The following is a 20151-nucleotide window of genomic DNA, read 5'->3' as shown; positions in this document are numbered from 1 at the left end:
TCTCTTAGGTTTGCGCCAAAAAAAACGCCGGTTTACCCGGCGTTTTCTGCTGGCTGACTTAACGCTCAGCCTTTATTGTCCACTTTGGCGCGCGCTTCGTCACGTAATTCTCGTCGCAAAATTTTACCGACGTTAGATTTCGGCAACTCGTCGCGAAATTCCACCAGCTTCGGTACTTTATAGCCCGTCAGGTGACGACGGCAGAAAGTGATAAGCGCCTCATCAGTTAACGAGGCATCTTTCTTCACCACGAAAATTTTCACCGCTTCACCGCTGCTGCCCGACGGAACACCGACCGCAGCCACTTCCTGTACGCCAGGATGTTGCATAACCACGTCTTCAATTTCGTTTGGATAGACGTTAAAGCCGGACACCAGGATCATATCTTTCTTACGATCGACAATACGCAGGAAGCCTTCATCATCCATCACCGCAATATCGCCGGTGTGCAGCCAGCCGTCTTTAACGATTTCGTCGGTGGCGTCTGGTCGCTGCCAGTAGCCCAGCATCACTTGCGGACCTTTCACGCACAGTTCGCCCGGTTCTCCCGGCGGCACTTCGTTATCGTCGTCATCCACCAGTTTGACCTCGGTGGAAGGAACCGGTAACCCGATACTGCCGCTGTGGTAGTCGATATCATGAGGGTTGACGCTCACCAGAGGGGCACACTCCGTCAGGCCATAGCCTTCCAGCAGATACTGACCCGTCAGCTTTACCCAACGTTCAGCTACCGCCTGTTGAACCGGCATCCCGCCGCCAGCCGAAAGGTGCAGTGACGAGAAGTCCAGTTGTTGGAACTCTTTGTTATTCAGCAGCGCGTTAAACAGCGTGTTGACGCCGGTCATGGCGGTGAACGGATACTTCGCCAGCTCTTTTACCAGTCCCGGAATATCACGCGGGTTGGTAATCAGCAGGTTTTGACCGCCCAGCTCAATAAACAGCAGACAGTTCATCGTCAGCGCAAATATGTGATACAGCGGTAGGGCCGTCACCACCAGTTCTTTACCCGGATGCAGCAACGGGCCATACGTGGCGTTAACCTGCTCAAGGTTAGCCAGCATGTTACGGTGCGTAAGCATCGCGCCCTTAGCCACACCGGTAGTCCCCCCGGTATATTGCAGGAACGCCAGATCTTCCGACACTACTTCGGGTTTCACATACTGCATGCGATAACCGTTTTGCAGCGCGCTACGAAAAGAGATGGCATCCGGCAGGTGATATTTCGGTACCAGACGCTTGATATACTTGACGACAAAGTTAACCAAGGTCCCTTTGGCGGTCGACAGCTGATCCCCCATACGCGTCAGGATCACGTGTTGCACCGACGTTTTGTCGACGACTTTTTCCAGCGTGTGGGCAAAGTTAGACACGATGACAATCGCCGACGCGCCGCTGTCGTTGAGCTGATGTTCCAGCTCGCGAGGCGTGTACAGCGGGTTCACGTTCACGACGATCATGCCGGCACGTAAAATCCCAAACAGTGCGACCGGATATTGCAGCAGGTTCGGCATCATCAATGCGACGCGATCGCCCTTCTTCAGCCCGAGTCCCTGTTGCAAATAGGCCGCAAATGCCCGGCTACGCTCTTCAAGCTTGCGGAAGGTCATCACCTCCCCCATGTTTACAAACGCGGGCTGATCGGCATACCGTCTTACTGAGTGTTCAAAGAGTTCCACCAGGGATTGATAACGGTCAGGATTGATCTCCGCAGGAACACCAGCGGGATAACGGTTAAGCCAAACCTTTTTCAATACATCACCTCTAAAATGCGTATTCGTCGTCATCACAACCCCAGGCAATAAACAAACTGTTAACATAATATTAACTCAGCGTACCAGTTTGTTTATTACACAACGACAAGGTTGCGAAGCACGTCACTATTTATTTTTCTTATATCCACGTTAATGCAGAAACAGCGGACGAGCCGCTGTTTCTTTTACTCATAAAACAAAGAGTTACTCAGTTACTATGGTCTGAACCTGTGCCGGGCCGGGATTGTACCATCCCCATCCACCGTAGCCACCGTAAGGCCAGCCACGCGCACCGTAGAACCAGGGGTCGATCGGCTGAGGCGGCATAACAATTTGCTGAGTAATATGCCAGCGTTTATAGCCAGTTACCTGCATCAGCATGAATTTATACGGCGTATTACCGATTTTTCCATCCACAGTACCGCTAATCGGACCGACGACGGTAACCAGTTGACCGCGGAAGTCCACCGGGTCGAGGAAGCCATTTACATCAGCATAAATTCGCCCGCGGGAGGCTTCGCCCAGCACCGGTCGCGCCCCACTATCAAGAGGAACAGTGGCAATTTCCAGACGGGATTTCCCCTGCTGGTTCTGAATATCCACCACTTTACCGCCGAAACGCGCTTCCTGTCCGACATACAGCTGCGGGGCATTCATAACCCGCACCAGATCCTGCTGCGGCGTAGGGCTCGAACCTTTAATCGCGTCCGGGATGGTGACACAACCGCTAAGCATTAACGCGAATGCGCCCGCCAACAGACCTTTCAATAACTGCTTTTGCACCGCCATATTGCGACTCCCTTTTCTTAGCTTCTGCCCCGACCAATTCACCATGCTGCGCACTGACGGCTGTGCGAATTGACCAGGGATGTACTACTAAGATTCATTCTTTACCGGGAAGTTTCTTCCATGCCACGGTGTTACGTAAATAAACCGGTTCCGCATGTTCAACCGCCACGGTCTTACCGGCAGCCAGCATTTGAGTGGCAACAGGCAGCATATCTTCAGCCGCCGGAAGCAAAACGTCGCCATCGCTCAGCGTCAGACCGCTGTCTTTACCGAGCTCAGGCCAGGCAGGCCAGCCCGTTCCGACCGTTACCCACTCGCCAGACAGTTGCAGTAAACGCGCATGCACCTGCTCGGGGGTTAGCACCGCTTCGGTTTCTTCACCGTGCCAGTTGCCGTTCTCATCACGCAGGTATTCGGCCCAATAGACTTCGCCCATTCGCGCGTCGATCGCGGCCAGTACGCGGGTCGCGCCCGACTTACGCCAGGCTCCCTGCGCCATTGTTGCCAGGGTGGAAACGCCGATCATCGGTAAATTCGCGCCTAACGCCAGCCCCTGAGCAATGCCAATCCCAATACGTACACCGGTGAAACTGCCAGGACCGCGACCAAACGCCAGAGCGTCGATATCGGTTAACGTAAGACCGCCAGCGGCCAGGATTTCCTCGACCATTGGTAAAATTCGTTGGGTGTGTTCTCGTGGGCAAAGCTCGAAATGAGCCTTGGTAGTACCGTCATTCCACAGGGCAACAGAGCACGCCTCTGTGGCGGTATCGATAGCCAGAATTCGCATGGGTGTTTGTGATCAGGTCAATAAATTTGGCGCGCATCTTACCACACTCCGTAACAAATTACTCAGTCGTTGGTATGGCAAGAAAACGAACAGCGCGAGCAATATCACGCGTCCGCGGCGCAGGCGGAAGACTTGCCAGGAAAGTGGCACCGTAAGGTCGCATCACCAAACGGTTGTCGCAAATCACCAGCACCCCGCGGTCGTCAGCGTCACGAATCAGACGCCCCACGCCCTGTTTCAGGGTTATTACCGCATCCGGCAACTGAACGTCTTCAAACGGATCGCCGCCGCGCAAACGGCAGTCCTCCATCCTCGCTTTTAACAGCGGATCGTCCGGCGAGGTGAACGGCAGTTTATCAATAATCACCAGCGACAACGTATCGCCACGCACGTCCACCCCTTCCCAGAAGCTGCTGGTGGCAACCAGTAACGCATTACCTGCGCTGACAAACTGCTGTAACAGTTGCCCTTTACTGGTTTCGCCCTGCAGCAGCACGGGAAGGGTCATGGTGGCGCGGAATTGTTCCGCCAGATCGCGCATCATCGCGTGCGAGGTACACAGCATAAAGCAGCGTCCGTTGTTCGCTTCGATAATAGGACGCAGCATGGATGCCAGCTGACGCGCCGCTCCCGGTTGGTTAGTTTGCGGGAGATTACGCGGCACGCACAGCAGCGCCTGGCGGGTGTAATCAAATGGGCTTGGCAGCAGCATCGACTCGGCATCTTCAATACCCAGCCGCGCGGTGAAATGATGAAGATCATCGTTTACCGACAGCGTCGCGGAGGTAAAAATCCAGCAGCCCGGCTTCTGTTCCATCACTTCTTTGAATTTATCCGCCACCGTGAGCGGCGTCAGCGCAAGGGTGAAATGGCGCGAGGTGCATTCATACCAGTAGCTGAAACCTGGCTGGTTGATCTCTTTCAGGCGCTTCAGACGAGCACGGTAAAGCGTGGCACGTTCAAACGCGGCATCCAGCAAGGCGGAACGTCCGAGAGACAGTTTCGCCACGTCGTAACACAGCTCCAGCGTGTCATCGAGCAACAAAAACGCGCGCTGCACGCGCGGGTCGGCCAGCAGTTCCCGCAAGTTTCCTCGATAGCCCGGCTCGCCCAGCTGCAGGCGGAAGTCCTGCGCGCTTTGCGCCAGCCGGTCGGCGCATTTTTGAAGCTGTTGAGTGTCTTTCAGCTCGGTGCGATAGGCAATGGTGATGTCTTTCGCCAGATCCAGCAGTTGGCGACTGGAGAGCGATTGACCAAAATATTGGCTGGCGATATCCGGTAACTGATGCGCTTCATCGAAGATCATCACTTCAGCTTCCGGGATCAGCTCGCCAAACCCACTCTCTTTTACCACCATATCAGCGAGAAACAGATGGTGGTTTACCACGACGACATCTGCATCCATCGCCTTCTTGCGCGCTTTCACGACAAAGCACTCTTTGTACAGCGGGCAGTCGCTCCCAAGGCAATTATCGTTTGTGCTCGTCACCAGCGGCCAGGCCTGAGAGTCTTCCGCCACGCTGACGCAGGTGCTGATGTCACCATCAAGGGTTTGATTTGACCAGGAGCGTAGCAGAATGACGTCACTTAAAGTTTGTACCGGCAGGTCACCGCCCGCCAGCGCCTGTTGTTCGAGACGCTCAAGACACAGATAGTTTGAACGCCCTTTCAGCAGCGCCAGTTTACCCGTGAATTCCAGAGCCTTCGCTACTGTGGGTAAATCGCGGCTGTATAGCTGATCCTGCAACGCCTTCGAGCCCGTGGAGACAATTACTTTCTTTCCGGCACGCAGCGCAGGGGCAAGATAAGCGTAGGTTTTACCTGTTCCTGTTCCGGCTTCGACAACAAGCGGCTGTGATTTTTCGATAGCATGACTGACGGCGAAGGCCATCTGCCGCTGTGGTTCACGCGGTTTAAAACCGGGTATCGCTTTAGCCAACTGACCGTCTGCTGCAAAATCGTCCGTCACACTGCCCCCTGTTCATTTGAACAGGGATTATGTCAGGCCAGCGGCTCTTTCGCCAGTTGAAGAGGTGACGTGGACACAACATTATGGCAGTCTTGGCGCAACCCGAAGCCATTATGAAAAAACGTAAATGAGGAATGATTTATGACGATTGTGCGCATTGATGCCGAAGCGCGTTGGTCCGACGTAGTTATCCACAACAACACGTTGTATTACACCGGCGTACCGGAAAATCTGGATGCCGACGCCTTTGAGCAAACGGCAAATACGCTGGCGCAAATTGATGCGGTGCTGGAAAAACAGGGCAGCAGCAAGTCACGTATTCTTGATGCCACCCTGTTCCTGGCGGACAAAAATGATTTTGCCGCCATGAACAAAGCCTGGGACGCATGGGTTGTTGCTGGTCACGCGCCGGTACGTTGTACCGTTCAGGCCGGGTTAATGAACCCGAAATACAAAGTTGAAATTAAGATTATCGCTGCGGTATAAGCGGCGTTATTCGTCTTCATCTTCAAAACGCGCCACGATCCGCTCGCCGGTATGGCTGGCGCGTAATTCAGCAGCCACTTTCGTAATCGCCTCGCCACTGCTCATCCCCTGGGATATCAGTTCATGAATGCGTTCAACCGCCTGTTGCTGCTGATCGTGCGTGAGTGAAGGTAAACCTGCAATCATGGTGAACTCCTGCTAAATTATTAGCGCTAATTATTTCATGCTACCCGGCACATAGCCAGTGAAGTAGCAACGAGTCAGGACTGATGAAGACGTTATCTCCCGCTGTAATCACACTCCCCTGGCGTCTGGACGCCGCTGAGCACTATTTTGCCACATTAAGCCACCAGCCCTGGGCAATGCTTTTGCATTCAGGCCATGCCGACCATCCGCATAATCGCTTTGATATTCTGGTCGCCGACCCCATTACCACGCTGGTCACACATGCAGAAGAGACCGTTGTGCATGACCATCACGGCACTATGCAAACGGTTGATGATCCGATGACGGTTTTACGTTCGGCGCTGACATCGCTGACTATTCAGCCCGATTATAATCCCGATTTTCCCTTCCAGGGAGGCGCATTGGGTCTGTTCGGTTATGACTTAGGCCGTCGTTTTGAATCTCTGCCAACGGAAGCCGAACAGGATATCACGCTACCGGACATGGCGGTTGGCATTTACGATTGGGCGCTGATTGTCGATCATCAGTTGCAAAGGGTGTCGCTACTTAGCCACTCCGATGTACAGGCACGACGCCGTTGGCTGGAAAATCAACAGATACCCGTGCGCGAACCGTTTTCGTTAACATCCTCGTGGCAGTCAAACATGACCCGCGAGCAGTATGGTGAAAGGTTCCGTCAGGTGCAGCGTTATCTGCACAGCGGCGATTGCTATCAGGTCAATCTTGCCCAGCGTTTTCAGGCTCATTATCAAGGAGATGAGTGGTTGGCGTTTGTACGTCTCAACCATGCGAACCGCGCCCCGTTCAGTGCGTTTATACGTCTTGAGGAGGGGGCGATTCTCAGCCTTTCACCTGAGCGTTTTATTCTGCTGGAAAACCAGCACATCCAGACGCGTCCGATTAAAGGCACGCTGCCCAGACTTGAAGATGCCGATGCCGATCGTCAGCAGGCTCAATCACTGGCGAACTCCCCAAAGGATCAGGCGGAAAACCTGATGATCGTCGATTTAATGCGTAATGATATCGGCCGCGTTGCCGAACCCGGTTCGGTACAGGTTCCGGAACTGTTCGTTGTCGAACCGTTCCCTGCCGTTCATCATTTGGTCAGCACCATTACCGCGCGTCTGCCAGAGTCATTGCACGCCACTGACCTGCTGCGCGCCGCCTTCCCCGGCGGCTCTATTACCGGTGCGCCAAAAGTGCGGGCAATGGAAATTATTGACGAACTGGAACCGCAAAGACGCAACGCCTGGTGCGGTAGCATTGGCTATCTGAGCTTTTGCGGCAATATGGATACCAGCATCACCATTCGCACGCTGACAGCCACCAACGGACGCATTTATTGTTCCGCTGGCGGTGGCATTGTGGCGGACAGCCAGGAAGATGCGGAGTATCAGGAAACGTTTGATAAAGTGAATCGTATTTTGCACCAACTGGAGAACTGACACGTGGAATACAGCAGCCTGACGCTTGATGATTTTTTATCGCGCTTTCAACTCCTGCGCCCGCAGGTTAATCATACTGCGTTAAACCAGCGTCAGGCCGCCGTACTGATCCCCGTCGTGCGTCGTGCACAGCCGGGGTTACTGTTAACTCAGCGATCCGTTCATCTGCGCAAGCACGCCGGACAAGTCGCCTTTCCCGGCGGCGCGGTGGATAGCAGCGATGCCTCGTTAATTGCCGCCGCCCTTCGCGAAGCGCAGGAAGAAGTGGCGATCCCACCATCCTGCGTGGAGGTGATTGGCGTTCTGCCGCCGGTCGACAGCGTGACCGGTTTCCAGGTCACGCCGGTGGTAGGCATTATCCCGCCAAATTTGCCATATCGCGCAAGTGTTGATGAAGTTTCCGCCGTGTTCGAAATGCCGCTGGCACAAGCCCTGCATTTAGGTCGTTATCATCCACTGGATATCTACCGTCGCGGCGATTCACATCGTGTATGGCTTTCCTGGTATGAGCAATATTTCGTCTGGGGAATGACCGCCGGAATAATTCGTGAGCTGGCGCTGCAAATTGGCGTCAAGCCCTGACTATACTTATCTTTACGCACACCATAGACAACTTGAAACTCAGGTCACAACATTAGTAAAACCGCGGTTATCTATTAGTTTAATTCATGTGAATAGTTAAGCCGATCGCCGCGTTCCCTCTTACACTATGCGCAGTTATAACATCGTTACTGGAAACCCCAGTCGCCCTGTAGGAGTATTATCGTGATTAGTCTATTCGACATGTTTAAGGTGGGGATTGGTCCCTCATCTTCCCATACCGTAGGACCTATGAAGGCGGGTAAACAGTTCGTCGATGACCTGGTCGAAAAAGGATTACTGGACAGCGTTACTCGTGTCGCCGTCGACGTGTATGGTTCACTGTCGCTCACGGGTAAAGGTCACCATACCGATATCGCCATTATTATGGGTCTGGCGGGCAATGAGCCTGCTACCGTAGATATTGACAGCATCCCCGGATTTATCCGCGACGTAGAAACGCGTGGACGCCTGCTGCTTGCGCAGGGTCAGCACGAAGTGGATTTCCCGCAGAATGACGGAATGCGTTTTCACAACGGCAACCTGCCGCTGCATGAAAACGGAATGCAGATCCACGCGTACAGTGGCGAAACCGTCATTTACAGCAAAACCTACTACTCTATCGGCGGTGGATTCATCGTTGATGAAGAACATTTTGGTCAGGATGCCGCGGGCGAGGTCAGTGTGCCTTATCCGTTCAAATCTGCCACCGAAATGCTGGAATACTGCAACAGCACCGGCCTGTCTCTCTCTGGCATGGCGATGCAGAACGAACTTGCTCTGCACAGTAAAAAAGAGATTGAAGAGTACTTTGGTAACGTCTGGCAAACCATGCAGGCTTGTATCGATCGTGGTATGAACACCGAAGGCGTGCTGCCGGGTCCGCTGCGCGTTCCTCGTCGTGCTTCAGCCCTGCGTCGTATGCTGGTTTCCAGCGACAAGCTGTCCAACGATCCGATGAACGTGATCGACTGGGTGAACATGTTCGCGCTGGCCGTTAACGAAGAAAATGCCGCGGGTGGTCGCGTAGTCACTGCGCCAACCAACGGTGCCTGCGGTATCGTGCCTGCGGTACTGGCCTATTACGATCATTTCATCGAGTCCGTCAGCCCGGATATCTATACCCGTTATTTCCTGGCGGCCGGCGCGATTGGCGCGTTGTATAAAATGAACGCGTCTATCTCTGGTGCAGAAGTGGGTTGTCAGGGTGAAGTGGGCGTAGCCTGTTCCATGGCTGCCGCGGGTCTGGCTGAACTGTTAGGCGCGAGCCCTGAGCAGGTGTGTGTTGCTGCTGAAATCGGCATGGAACATAACCTCGGCTTAACCTGCGATCCGGTTGCGGGACAGGTACAGGTTCCGTGCATCGAACGTAATGCCATTGCGTCAGTGAAGGCGATCAACGCTGCGCGTATGGCAATGCGCCGTACCAGCGCTCCGCGCGTCTCGCTGGATAAAGTCATTGAGACCATGTACGAAACAGGTAAAGACATGAACGCCAAATACCGTGAAACGTCACGCGGTGGCCTGGCAATCAAAGTTCAATGTGACTAATACTTATTTTTCGCCCATCTGCGACGGATGGGCGAATTTGCCCCCTCTCCCTCGTCTGGCGTAATTTTCCCCACTACACTTGCTCTGTTGCTGTTGGCTACTGTGACCAACGGCTTATCGGGCGGCCCGCATGCAAACAGCGCAAAGGATCATCAAGAACTATCGCCGGAATCGCTTAATCGTCTGCACATTATGTGCACTACTGACGCTCATTCTCACATTAACTGTCCGATTTATTTCGGAGCGTAATTTAAATCATCGCAATACCGTTACCTTTGCCAACCACGCCGTTGAAGAGTTGGATGACGTGCTTTTGCCCCTACAGACCGGACGCGATGTACTGCTACCGCTGATTGGGCTTCCCTGCTCAGTCGCGCGTTTACCTCTGAGTAAGCATGCAGCCAGACTGCAAACGGTACGTTCTATCAGCCTGATTCAGAGCGGGATCCTTTATTGTTCCAGCATTTTTGGCTATCGCAATGTGCCTATTCGCCAACTGGAGCCTGAATTACCCAGTCGGGAGCCGCAATTGCTGCTGTCTACCGACCATTCGTTGATTAAGGGCAGTCCGATTCTGACGCAATGGTATCCAGCATCTGCCGATGGCTCAGATGGCGTGCTGGAAATCGTTAACATTGATTTATTATCGTCCATGTTGCTTGAACCCCAGCCACCGCAAATTACCCATGCCAGCTTAACCGTCGGTAATCGCCATTTGCTATATGGACAGGGTGTTGTCGATACGCTACCTGAACTGGATAATGAAAAACGCTACCAGCTCTCATCGCAACATTTCCCCTTTACTATCAGCGTCACCGGTCCGGGTGCCAGCGAACTGGCTATAAAACATCTACCAACACAACTGCCGCTGGCGGTGATCCTAAGTTTTTTAGTGGGCTACCTGGCATGGCTGGCGACCGCCAGCAGAATGAGCTTCTCCTGGGAGATAAATCTGGCCCTTGCTGCACGGGAATTCGAGCTGTTTTGCCAGCCGCTACTTAATGCGCAAACCCAGCAATGTATGGGAGTGGAAATCCTTTTACGCTGGAATAACCCGCGCCAGGGTTGGATCTCTCCCGAAGTGTTTATTCCCATCGCAGAGGAGCACAACCTGATTGTGCCGCTTACCCGTCATGTCATCGCAGAAACCATTCAGCAACGGCACGTATTCCCGATGAGCAGCCAGTTTCATATTGGGATTAATGTTGCCGCCAGCCATTTTCGTAACGGTACGCTGCTAAAAGATCTCAACCAGTACTGGTTCAGCCAGCACCCTATTCAGCAGTTGGTTATCGAACTCACCGAGCGCGATGCGTTGCTGGATGTGGATTATCGGGTCGTGCGCGAGTTAAATCGGCTTGGCGTAAAGCTGGCAATTGACGATTTCGGCACCGGCAACAGCTCGCTCTCATGGCTGGAAAAGCTTCGCCCGGATGTGCTGAAGATTGATAAATCATTTACCTCGGCAATCGGGACAGACGCCGTGAACTCAACCGTCACAGACATCATTATCGCTTTGGGGAAAAAACTGAATATAGAACTGGTGGCGGAAGGCGTTGAAACACAGGCGCAGGCACAGCATTTACGCCGACACGGCGTACATTTATTGCAAGGCTTTTTGTACGCAAAGCCGATGCCGCTGCGCGATTTTCCCAAATGGCTGGCGGGCAGCACGCCGCCGCCCGCCCGGCATAACGGGCGACACAGTATGCACGTTATGCCGTTTCGCTAACCCCGCTTACTCGTCTTCGTCGTGAGCGGGTTGTTCTTTAACAATGCGAACTAAATCCACACGATAGTCATTGGCTTCGACAATCGTAATGCTCAACGGTGCAACATCGATAACATCACCTACGCGTGGAATATGGCCGTTAGCGGCAATGACTAAACCTGCCACCGTGGCGATGTCTTCATCTTCATTCACTAACGTATCCACGTCCAGCGCCTGTTGCAACGCATGCAGATCGGTACCACCTTTCACCAACCAACCGCCTGCATCAGCAATAATTTCAGGCGTTTCATCAGCATCCGGGAATTCACCGGCAATAGCTTCTAATACGTCCAACGGCGTGACCAGACCCTGGACTACACCAAACTCGTTAGTGACGATAACAAAGCTGCCGCGAGCGCGTCGCAGAACACCTAACAGATTGATAGGATCCAGCGTTTCCGGGACAATAATAGCCGGAGACGCAGAGGCAATGGCCGCCACATCCACACCGTCTTCCAGCGCGACCAGCAGCTCTTTAGCACGCACAATACCGATGATTTCATCCAGTTCGCCACGACACACCGGGAACAGGCTGTGTGGTGACGAGAGCAATTGCTCGCGAATTTCCTCCACGCTCAGGTCTGCATCAACCCAGCTAATTTCGCCACGAGGCGTCATAATGCCGCGTAATGAACGCGATGCCAGAGAAAGGACGCCGTTGATCATATAGCGTTCTTCTTCCACAAATGCGCCTTCCGGGACGGGAACCGGCACCGGGTTGTCGGATTCCATCTGCGCGCTGGCCTGACTTTTACCCCCCATCAGACGCAGGATTGCATCGGCAGTGCGCGCACGCAGCGGCAGCGTCGACTGGTGGCGAATAAAGTTCCGACGGGCAATCTGGTTAAACAACTCAATGATGATTGAGAAGCCAATCGCCGCATACAGATAGCCTTTCGGAATATGGAAGCCAAACCCTTCGGCAACCAGGCTCAGACCGATCATTAACAGGAAGCTCAGACACAGCACCACCACCGTCGGATGTTGGTTCACAAATCGTGTCAGCGGCTTAGAAGCCAGCAGCATCACGGCCATGGCAATCACGACCGCCGCCATCATCACCGGCAGATGGTTGACCATACCAACCGCCGTAATAACGGCATCCAGCGAGAACACCGCGTCGAGGATGACAATCTGCGTCACAACAACCCAAAAACTCGCATACCCTTTTGCCTGGCCGGTATCATGTTCACGGTTTTCCAGCCGCTCATGCAGCTCTGTCGTGGCCTTGAACAAGAGGAAAATCCCCCCCAGCAGCATGATCAGATCGCGCCCCGAGAACGAGTAGTCCATTACCGTAAATAGCGGCTTAGTTAGCGTCACCATCCACGAAATCACGGACAACAAGCCCAGGCGCATAACCAGTGCCAGTGACAAACCGATTAAACGCGCTTTATCTCGCTGTTTTGGCGGCAGCTTATCAGCCAGGATCGCAATGAAGACCAGGTTATCGATACCCAGAACAATTTCGAGAACGACAAGCGTGAGCAAACCCACCCAAATCTGCGGGTCCATTAATAATTCCATGACAAGCTCCTGCTTAAGGAATGACCAAACTGCGCGCTGAGGATCTCAGGCGTTGAAGCGATATGCAGAGAAAATTTGTGGCAAAAAGTGCCAATCTGACAGGCTTGATACGGCCTGATAGTGAAATGACGTCGGTGACGATCCATATGGTGAGCTACTGCCCTATACTCCTGAGTAATTAAACCGATGCTAAACATAACAGAGACAACCGTTTTTTAGCAAAGATTTACCTTCCTTTGCAATAAGTTGTTTCGGAGATATTTTACCCTTCGAAATTTCTTTTTATCGGAAGTTAAATTACGGATCTTCATCACATAAAATATTTTTTTCGATATCTAAAATAATTCACGAAAATCATAGGTTTTTCTTTGTAACCCTTATCTGAATCGATTCGATTGCGGACGACGATTCAAATACATCTTCACGTTGATGTGTTAACGATAATAAAGGAGGTAGCAAGTGACCATTGCTATTGTAATAGGCACACATGGTTGGGCTGCAGAGCAGTTACTTAAGACAGCAGAAATGCTGTTAGGCGAGCAGGAAAACGTCGGCTGGATCGATTTCGTTCCAGGCGAAAATGCCGAAACGCTGATTGAAAAGTACAACGCTCAGTTGGCAAAACTCGATACCAGTAAAGGCGTGCTGTTTCTCGTTGACACATGGGGAGGCAGCCCGTTTAACGCTGCGAGCCGCATTGTCGTCGATAAAGAGCATTACGAAGTCATCGCCGGTGTGAACATTCCCATGCTGGTTGAAACCTTCATGGCGCGTGATGACAACCCCAGCTTCGATGAATTAGTAGCACTGGCCGTTGAAACCGGTAGCGAAGGCGTGAAAGCGCTGAAAGCAAAACCGGTGGAGAAAGCCGCTCCAGCCCCAGTCGCGGCGCCAAAAGCAGCAGTTCCCGCCAAACCGATGGGGCCGAACGATTATATGCAGATCGGCCTGGCGCGTATTGATGACCGCTTAATCCATGGTCAGGTAGCAACTCGCTGGACCAAAGAAACCAACGTAACACGCATTATCGTCGTCAGTGATGAAGTTGCCGCCGATACCGTGCGTAAAACGCTGCTGACCCAGGTTGCACCTCCGGGTGTGACGGCGCATGTGGTTGATGTCGCGAAAATGATCCGCGTCTACAACAATCCGAAATATGCAGGTGAGCGTGTGATGCTGTTGTTTACCAACCCGACCGACGTAGAACGTATCGTTGAAGGTGGTGTGAAAATTACCTCTGTAAACATTGGCGGTATGGCTTTCCGTCAGGGTAAAACGCAGGTAAACAACGCAATTTCTGTCGATGAAAAAGACATCGAAGCCTTCAAGAAACTCAACGAACGCGGTATTGAGCTCGAGGCTCGTAAGGTTTCTACCGATCAGAAACTGAAAATGATGGATTTGATTGCCAAGGTGAAATAACGCCCTGGCATTTACTTAGTTTTCACACTTAAGTCTGTATAGCAATAGGAGAAGTACAATGGAGATTACCACTCTTCAGATTGTGCTGGTGTTCATCGTCGCATGTATCGCGGGTATGGAGTCGGTACTCGATGAATTTCAGTTCCACCGTCCGTTGGTGGCCTGTACGCTGATTGGTGCCGTTCTCGGTGATATGAAAACCGGTATCATCATCGGTGGTACCCTGGAAATGATCGCCCTGGGCTGGATGAACATCGGTGCTGCGGTTGCACCTGATGCTGCACTGGCCTCAATTATCTCTACCGTTCTGGTTATCGCGGGTCACCAAAGCATTGGTGCAGGTATCGCGCTGGCTATCCCACTGGCAGCAGCAGGCCAGGTACTGACCATCATCGTTCGTACTATCACCGTAGCATTCCAGCACGCAGCGGATAAGGCGGCAGAAAACGGTAACCTGACGGCGATCTCCTGGCTGCACGTATCCTCCCTGTTCCTGCAGGCTATGCGTATCGCTATCCCGGCGGTAATCGTGGCGATTTCTGTTGGTACCAGTGAAGTTCAGAGCATGCTTAATGCCATTCCGGAAGTTGTGACCGGCGGTCTGAACATCGCAGGGGGTATGATCGTAGTGGTTGGTTATGCGATGGTCATCAACATGATGCGCGCAGGCTACCTGATGCCATTCTTCTACCTCGGCTTCGTCACCGCGGCATTTACTAACTTCAACCTGGTTGCTCTGGGTGTGATTGGCGCAGTAATGGCTATCCTCTACATTCAGCTGAGCCCGAAATATAACCGCGTAGCCGGCGCACCTGCTGCTGCGGCTGGCAATAACGATCTCGATAACGAACTGGACTAGCAGGTGAGCGAAATGGTTGATATGACTAAAACTACCACCGAGAAAAAACTCACTCCGAGTGACATTCGTGGCGTGTTCCTTCGTTCTAACCTGTTTCAGGGTTCCTGGAACTTCGAACGTATGCAGGCGCTGGGTTTCTGTTTCTCCATGGTGCCGGCTATCCGCCGCTTGTACCCGGAAAACAACGACGCTCGTAAGCAGGCTATTAAGCGTCACCTGGAATTCTTTAATACCCATCCGTACGTAGCGGCCCCCGTATTGGGCGTTACGCTGGCGATGGAAGAGCAGCGTGCAAACGGCGCAGAGATTGACGATGGTGCCATCAACGGTATCAAAGTTGGTCTGATGGGACCGCTTGCAGGCGTGGGCGACCCGATCTTCTGGGGTACCGTACGTCCGGTATTCGCCGCACTTGGCGCAGGTATCGCGATGAGCGGCAGTCTGCTTGGACCACTGCTGTTCTTCATCCTGTTTAACCTGGTTCGTCTGGCAACCCGTTACTACGGTGTGGCATACGGCTACCGTAAAGGTATCGATATCGTTAAAGATATGGGCGGCGGCTTCCTGCAGAAACTGACTGAGGGGGCGTCAATCCTCGGCCTGTTTGTCATGGGGGCATTGGTTAACAAGTGGACGCACGTAAACATCCCGCTGGTGGTTTCCACCATCACCGGTCAGGATGGTCAGACTCGCGTCACCACTGTGCAGACTATCCTTGACCAGCTGATGCCGGGTCTGGTTCCTCTGCTGTTGACTTTCGCCTGTATGTGGCTGCTGCGTAAAAAAGTGAACCCGCTGTGGATCATCGTTGGCTTCTTCGTCATCGGTATCGCGGGCTACGCTGTCGGACTGCTCGGCCTGTAAGACTGTTGTACATCACCGGGGGCTTGCCCCCGGTTTTTCTATTTAGAGGGTTGAGGATTCATGACTATCACGGACCTGGTGCTGGTTCTTTTTATCTTTTCGCTGCTGGCGTATGCCATTTACGATCAGTTCATCATGCCCCGCCGTAATGGCCCTACTCTGCTGTCTGTCGCCCTGCTTCCTCGTAGCAGAGTCGACAGCGTTATCTTCCTTGGCTTGATTGCTATTCTTATCTACAACAACATCACCAGCCACGGCGCGCAATTTACCACATGGTTATTATGTGCACTGGTATTGATGGGACTGTATCTGTTTTGGATCCGTACGCCAAAAATCATCTTCAAACAGAAAGGCTTTTTTTTCGCCAATGTTTGGATTGAATATAACCGGATTAAAGAGATGAATTTATCTGAAGACGGTGTCCTGGTGATGCAATTAGAACATCGAAGATTACTGATTCGCGTACGGAATATAGACGATCTCGAAAACATATATAAACTTTTAATTTCAAATCAATGAGTTAAAAATATAGCCTGAACTATGTTTTATATATATCCATTCCAAAATAAACATAGCTAAGGCTATATCCCACTGCTCATAATGTTATTTATTTTAACGTTTTATTTATAAATAAATCTAAATGAAAATCGTTTTCAATTAGAGGCCAAATATTATTTCTGCGTTTCTTGTTTTATATTCTCAAAATATGTTAAGGTTGCGCCCGTCGTTGGGGAGTAGCCGATTTCCAGACTCCGGAAATGTACGTGTCAACATACTCGTTGAAAAACGTGGCGCGTACGGACTGATCTTACAGGTTCAGTCAGGCGAGACCATAGGCACATCAACTGCAATGCATACCTGAATGGCGCTGTATTTAGTGATTCCAGCCTGTATGCATGGTTACTGGGGGCAGTGATGTGTGTTATGGATACCCCGGTCAGGACGCTGTTATGAATCTCACCGCTACTGTTCTTCTTGCTTTCGGCATGTCGATGGATGCTTTCGCTGCATCAATTGGCAAAGGCGCCACCCTGCATAAACCCAAATTTTCTGAAGCACTGCGCACCGGCCTTATTTTCGGCGCCGTTGAAACGCTTACGCCGCTCATTGGCTGGGGCATGGGTATGCTCGCCAGCAAATTTGTACTGGAGTGGAACCATTGGATCGCCTTCATTCTGCTGATCTTTTTAGGCGGACGAATGATAATAGAAGGCTTTCGCGACGACGGGGATGAAGATGAAGAGCCACAGCGCCGCCATGGCTTCTGGCTGCTGGTCACCACCGCCATTGCAACCAGTCTCGACGCAATGGCCGTCGGGGTGGGTCTGGCTTTCCTGCAGGTCAACATTATTGCCACTGCGCTGGCCATCGGCTGCGCCACGTTGATTATGTCTACGCTCGGCATGATGATCGGTCGTTTCATTGGCCCGATGCTGGGCAAGCGAGCTGAAATTTTGGGCGGGGTGGTACTGATAGGTATTGGCGCCCAGATCCTCTGGGCACACTTCCACGGTTAATTCAGGCGCTGCCAGATATGAATACTAAAGTCTGTCTGGCAGTCAAACGTCGTTTTTCCGGCTAACGTTTCCCACACTTCCGGCTTTGCCCGCCAGGCGAACGGCGTCATTTGCAGTAACGCAACGGCCTCGCTACCTTTGAGCTGCATCTGATACCCCAGCGCAAGACTCTCTTGCAGAACAAAACCGTCCAGTTGCTCAGTGTGTGGCGCATGCAAACGCACCTCATCATAAATCAGCCCTTTCAGCTCCATTAAATGACGCGGACCCGGCGTGGCGGTAATAACCCAGCCATCCGGTTTGACCACGCGAGCCAGCTCCGGCGCTTTACAGGGCGCGTAGATCCGGATGATGGCATCCATTGACTCGTCGGCAAACGGCAGGCGATGGCTGGAGGCAACGCAAAAGGTCACCTGCGAATAACGACGGGCTGCGACCTTAATCGCCACTTTAGAAACGTCAAGACCAAAGGTTGTACAGCCCGTCAGCGCATCGGCAAAGGCATGGGTGTAATACCCTTCCCCACAGCCAATATCCAGGATCGCCGCATCTTCTGAACTCAACCTCTGGGTGAGCGCATCCACAATTGCTTCGCGCAGCGGCTGATAGTGTCCGGCATCGAGAAATGCCCGGCGCGCCTGCATCATCTCCGCGCTATCACCCGGATCGCGCGACCGTTTGTGCTGAACCGGCAGTAAGTTGACATACCCTTCTTTCGCCACGTCAAACTGGTGCCGCCCAGGGCAGACAAAACTGTTATTCGCTTGAGTAAGAGGCTGGTGGCAAAGAGGACAGGAAAACGACATGACAACTCCGGCAGGTGACTTAAGGGCGCAAGTGTAACGCGAATTGCGCCCTGGGAAAATAACTTACAGCGACGGCGAGGATACGTTGCTGCCGTGCATTACCAGCAGATGATCGGAGCCAGGAGGCATACCGTCCGGCTTAACGTTTTCCAGACGCAGGACATCGCCCATTATCTGGCTGAATACCGGCGCGGAGACTGCCCCCCCATAATAAGCACCGTTTTGCGGGTTATTTATAACCACAACCAGCGCGAACTTTGGGTCGCTCGCTGGCGCAACGCCCGCCGTATAGGCCACATATTTATCGACATATTTGCCGTCATCGCCAATTTTCTTTGCCGTTCCGGTCTTAACCGCGACGCGATAATCTCTGACCGCGGCCTTGGTTCCCCCGCCGCCGGGTAGCGCGACGCTTTCCATCATATGTTCAACCTGGTGAACCAACGCCTCCGGCATCACCCGCGTACCTATTACCGGCGGATCGATACGCGTAATAGAAAGGGGTCGATAGATACCAAAACTGCCGATGGTGGCATATACATGCGCCAGCTGGAGCGGCGTCACCATTAATCCATAACCAAATGCGAAGGTTGCCCGGTCCAGATCGCTCCAGTAGCGGCGTTGAGGCATTAATCCGCGACTTTCCCCGGTTAAACCCAGTCCGGTTGGATCGCCAAAGCCAAAGCTTTTATAGGTATTCAGTAATTTCTGTACCGGCATCGCCAGCGAAAGGTGTGACACGCCGGTATCGCTCGATTTCTGCAAAATCCCGGTCAGCGATAGCTCCGGGTAAAATCCGACGTCGCGGATGCGATGCCCATCAACAATAAAAGGATGAGTATCAATCACGCTGTCAGGCTGTACTATCCCCTGCTGCAGAGCGGTCATAATCACCAGTGGTTTTACGGTTGAACCGGGTTCAAAGGTATCGCTAATTGCACGATTACGAAAATCATCCAGTACCGCGCCATCACGGTTATTGGGATTGAAATCGGGAAAGCTTGCCATGGAGAGTATTTCGCCGGTGGCAATGTTGACCAGCACTGCGGCCCCTGATTCCGCTTTATTCCATGTCACGGCATTGTCCAGCGCGTCTTCAGTAACCGTCTGCAAGCGCTCATCAATGCTGAGCTGTAATTCATGCGCAGGCACCGGCATCACTTCCGTGATATTTTCGATGACATGGCCAAATTTGTCTTTCCGTACCAGGCGGGAGCCGGGTTTGCCCATCAACTGGCTATTGAAGCTTTTCTCCAGCCCTTCAATCCCCTGACCGTCAATGTTGGTGAAACCAATCAGATTGGCCGCAACATGTCCGGCGGGATAAAAGCGGCGGGACTCTTCACGCAGGTTGATTCCCGGCAGATCCAGTTTATCGACCCATTCTGCCTGCTGAGGAGAGATCTGGCGCGCCAGATAGATAAACCGCCCGGCTGGATTGCTGTTAACGCGTTCAGCCAGCGTGCTGAGCGAAATATGCAGCGTCTTCGCTAACGCCTGCCAACGTTCGTTATAGCCAACGCCACCCTTGCTGATAATCGTCTTCGGATCGGCCCAGACGGCGTTAACCGGAACGCTTACCGCCAGCGGTCGCCCTTCTCTGTCGGTTATCATTCCGCGTGGCGAAGCGATGGACACCTCGCGTAAAGAACGCATGTCTTCCTGTTTTACCAGATTCGTCGGCGTGACAATTTGCAACCACGCAACCCGCCCCAGCAGCAATCCAAGGCTCAATAATATTGCCACGCAAAGCAGGGCAAAACGTACGGGAGTAAAATTGCGCGCATCGCCGTCGTTTTTCTTTTTCACCCGATCTCCAACAAGATAGTTTTTCAGGTG

The 20151-nt window shown here is 52.7% G+C and carries 19 protein-coding genes; 10 read left to right on the top strand and 9 right to left on the bottom strand.

Annotation, left to right across the window (positions count from 1 at the left end; all coding sequences use genetic code 11):
* Positions 1-65: 65 nt before the first annotated feature.
* From fadD to yoaA, 4 genes are all read right to left on the bottom strand, one after another.
* The gene (gene fadD, locus OGV93_RS17370) at positions 66-1751 is read right to left on the bottom strand and encodes a long-chain-fatty-acid--CoA ligase FadD (RefSeq protein WP_131379489.1); all 1686 of its coding nucleotides are present in this window, start codon (positions 1749-1751) and stop codon (positions 66-68) included.
* A gap of 204 nt (positions 1752-1955) precedes the next feature.
* On the bottom strand, positions 1956-2540 hold the full coding sequence (locus tag OGV93_RS17365; RefSeq protein ID WP_053389065.1) for a Slp family lipoprotein: 585 nt from the start codon (positions 2538-2540) through the stop codon (positions 1956-1958).
* 94 nt (positions 2541-2634) lie between these two features.
* Positions 2635-3330 (bottom strand): tRNA (adenosine(37)-N6)-threonylcarbamoyltransferase complex dimerization subunit type 1 TsaB, encoded by a 696-nt coding sequence (tsaB, locus tag OGV93_RS17360; protein WP_275395435.1) that lies wholly within the window; start codon positions 3328-3330, stop codon positions 2635-2637.
* Between the two features lie 58 nt (positions 3331-3388).
* Positions 3389-5299, bottom strand: coding sequence for a DNA repair helicase YoaA (gene yoaA, locus OGV93_RS17355; RefSeq protein WP_016153386.1), 1911 nt, complete (start codon positions 5297-5299; stop codon positions 3389-3391).
* A 141-nt stretch (positions 5300-5440) separates the two neighbouring features.
* On the opposite strand from yoaA, the gene OGV93_RS17350 reads away from it, so the two are divergent.
* Positions 5441-5785, top strand: coding sequence for a RidA family protein (locus OGV93_RS17350; protein ID WP_016153387.1), 345 nt, complete (start codon positions 5441-5443; stop codon positions 5783-5785).
* A gap of 6 nt (positions 5786-5791) precedes the next feature.
* Here OGV93_RS17350 and OGV93_RS17345 read toward each other — a convergent pair whose 3' ends face one another.
* Complete coding sequence (locus OGV93_RS17345) at positions 5792-5971, bottom strand: YoaH family protein (RefSeq protein ID WP_016153388.1); 180 nt, start codon at positions 5969-5971, stop codon at positions 5792-5794.
* Between the two features lie 83 nt (positions 5972-6054).
* Between OGV93_RS17345 and pabB the strand changes: the two genes are divergently transcribed.
* The 4 genes from pabB (at position 6055) to pdeD (ending at position 11278) form a co-directional block, all read left to right on the top strand.
* A complete protein-coding gene (gene pabB / locus OGV93_RS17340; protein WP_181548022.1) occupies positions 6055-7416 on the top strand; it encodes an aminodeoxychorismate synthase component 1 in 1362 nt (453 codons plus the stop codon).
* A gap of 3 nt (positions 7417-7419) precedes the next feature.
* The gene (locus OGV93_RS17335; protein ID WP_016153390.1) at positions 7420-7998 is read left to right on the top strand and encodes a CoA pyrophosphatase; all 579 of its coding nucleotides are present in this window, start codon (positions 7420-7422) and stop codon (positions 7996-7998) included.
* A 183-nt stretch (positions 7999-8181) separates the two neighbouring features.
* Positions 8182-9546 carry an L-serine ammonia-lyase gene (gene sdaA, locus OGV93_RS17330; RefSeq protein WP_016153391.1) on the top strand — a complete coding sequence of 455 codons (1365 nt, stop codon included), beginning with the start codon at positions 8182-8184 and terminating at the stop codon, positions 9544-9546.
* 130 nt (positions 9547-9676) lie between these two features.
* Positions 9677-11278 carry a cyclic di-3',5'-guanosine monophosphate phosphodiesterase PdeD gene (pdeD, locus tag OGV93_RS17325; RefSeq protein WP_016156794.1) on the top strand — a complete coding sequence of 534 codons (1602 nt, stop codon included), beginning with the start codon at positions 9677-9679 and terminating at the stop codon, positions 11276-11278.
* Positions 11279-11284: 6 nt separating this feature from the next.
* Here the strand turns inward: pdeD and yoaE are convergent, their stop codons facing one another.
* Positions 11285-12844, bottom strand: coding sequence for a CNNM family cation transport protein YoaE (yoaE, locus tag OGV93_RS17320; RefSeq protein WP_016153393.1), 1560 nt, complete (start codon positions 12842-12844; stop codon positions 11285-11287).
* Positions 12832-12990, bottom strand: coding sequence for a protein YoaL (locus OGV93_RS23945; protein WP_371745393.1), 159 nt, complete (start codon positions 12988-12990; stop codon positions 12832-12834). The genes yoaE and OGV93_RS23945 overlap by 13 nt, the downstream gene beginning before the upstream one ends.
* A 313-nt stretch (positions 12991-13303) precedes the next feature.
* Here OGV93_RS23945 and manX point away from each other — a divergent pair, with 313 nt between their 5' ends.
* The 5 genes from manX to mntP all read left to right on the top strand — a co-directional run bounded on the left by manX (position 13304) and on the right by mntP (position 17506).
* Positions 13304-14266 carry a PTS mannose transporter subunit IIAB gene (gene manX, locus OGV93_RS17315; RefSeq protein ID WP_047416602.1) on the top strand — a complete coding sequence of 321 codons (963 nt, stop codon included), beginning with the start codon at positions 13304-13306 and terminating at the stop codon, positions 14264-14266.
* A gap of 58 nt (positions 14267-14324) precedes the next feature.
* Entirely contained in the window at positions 14325-15125 is an 801-nt protein-coding gene (manY, locus tag OGV93_RS17310; protein ID WP_016153395.1) for a PTS mannose transporter subunit IIC, read from the top strand.
* A 12-nt stretch (positions 15126-15137) separates the two neighbouring features.
* Positions 15138-15989, top strand: a complete 852-nt coding sequence (locus tag OGV93_RS17305; RefSeq protein WP_016153396.1) for a PTS mannose transporter subunit IID — start codon at positions 15138-15140, stop codon at positions 15987-15989.
* A gap of 60 nt (positions 15990-16049) precedes the next feature.
* Positions 16050-16508, top strand: coding sequence for a DUF986 family protein (locus OGV93_RS17300; RefSeq protein WP_016153397.1), 459 nt, complete (start codon positions 16050-16052; stop codon positions 16506-16508).
* A 431-nt stretch (positions 16509-16939) separates the two neighbouring features.
* Positions 16940-17506, top strand: coding sequence for a manganese efflux pump MntP (gene mntP / locus OGV93_RS17295; RefSeq protein ID WP_016153398.1), 567 nt, complete (start codon positions 16940-16942; stop codon positions 17504-17506).
* On the opposite strand, the gene rlmA is transcribed toward mntP, so the two are convergent.
* Together rlmA and ftsI2 are read right to left on the bottom strand one after the other, a co-directional pair.
* On the bottom strand, positions 17503-18312 hold the full coding sequence (rlmA, locus tag OGV93_RS17290) for a 23S rRNA (guanine(745)-N(1))-methyltransferase (protein WP_287109868.1): 810 nt from the start codon (positions 18310-18312) through the stop codon (positions 17503-17505). The genes mntP and rlmA overlap by 4 nt on opposite strands.
* Before the next feature lie 63 nt (positions 18313-18375).
* A complete protein-coding gene (gene ftsI2 / locus OGV93_RS17285; RefSeq protein WP_016153400.1) occupies positions 18376-20121 on the bottom strand; it encodes a peptidoglycan DD-transpeptidase FtsI2/PBP3(PARA) in 1746 nt (581 codons plus the stop codon).
* Positions 20122-20151: the final 30 nt, after the last annotated feature.

It is taken from the genome of Citrobacter sp. Cb031 (assembly GCF_030336725.1).
GTDB lineage: Bacteria > Pseudomonadota > Gammaproteobacteria > Enterobacterales > Enterobacteriaceae > Citrobacter > Citrobacter braakii.
This window is presented reverse-complemented; position numbering and strand designations above follow the sequence as displayed.

Coding starts and splice junctions, on each gene's coding strand:
- OGV93_RS17365 (WP_053389065.1), bottom strand. CDS start 2,540: ATGGCGGTGCAAAAGCAGTTATTGAAAGGTCTGTTGGCGGGCGCATTC.
- tsaB (WP_275395435.1), bottom strand. CDS start 3,330: ATGCGAATTCTGGCTATCGATACCGCCACAGAGGCGTGCTCTGTTGCC.
- OGV93_RS17350 (WP_016153387.1), top strand. CDS start 5,441: ATGACGATTGTGCGCATTGATGCCGAAGCGCGTTGGTCCGACGTAGTT.
- OGV93_RS17345 (WP_016153388.1), bottom strand. CDS start 5,971: ATGATTGCAGGTTTACCTTCACTCACGCACGATCAGCAGCAACAGGCG.
- pabB (WP_181548022.1), top strand. CDS start 6,055: ATGAAGACGTTATCTCCCGCTGTAATCACACTCCCCTGGCGTCTGGAC.
- pdeD (WP_016156794.1), top strand. CDS start 9,677: ATGCAAACAGCGCAAAGGATCATCAAGAACTATCGCCGGAATCGCTTA.
- yoaE (WP_016153393.1), bottom strand. CDS start 12,844: ATGGAATTATTAATGGACCCGCAGATTTGGGTGGGTTTGCTCACGCTT.
- OGV93_RS23945 (WP_371745393.1), bottom strand. CDS start 12,990: ATGGATCGTCACCGACGTCATTTCACTATCAGGCCGTATCAAGCCTGT.
- manY (WP_016153395.1), top strand. CDS start 14,325: ATGGAGATTACCACTCTTCAGATTGTGCTGGTGTTCATCGTCGCATGT.
- OGV93_RS17305 (WP_016153396.1), top strand. CDS start 15,138: ATGGTTGATATGACTAAAACTACCACCGAGAAAAAACTCACTCCGAGT.
- OGV93_RS17300 (WP_016153397.1), top strand. CDS start 16,050: ATGACTATCACGGACCTGGTGCTGGTTCTTTTTATCTTTTCGCTGCTG.
- mntP (WP_016153398.1), top strand. CDS start 16,940: ATGAATCTCACCGCTACTGTTCTTCTTGCTTTCGGCATGTCGATGGAT.
- rlmA (WP_287109868.1), bottom strand. CDS start 18,312: ATGTCGTTTTCCTGTCCTCTTTGCCACCAGCCTCTTACTCAAGCGAAT.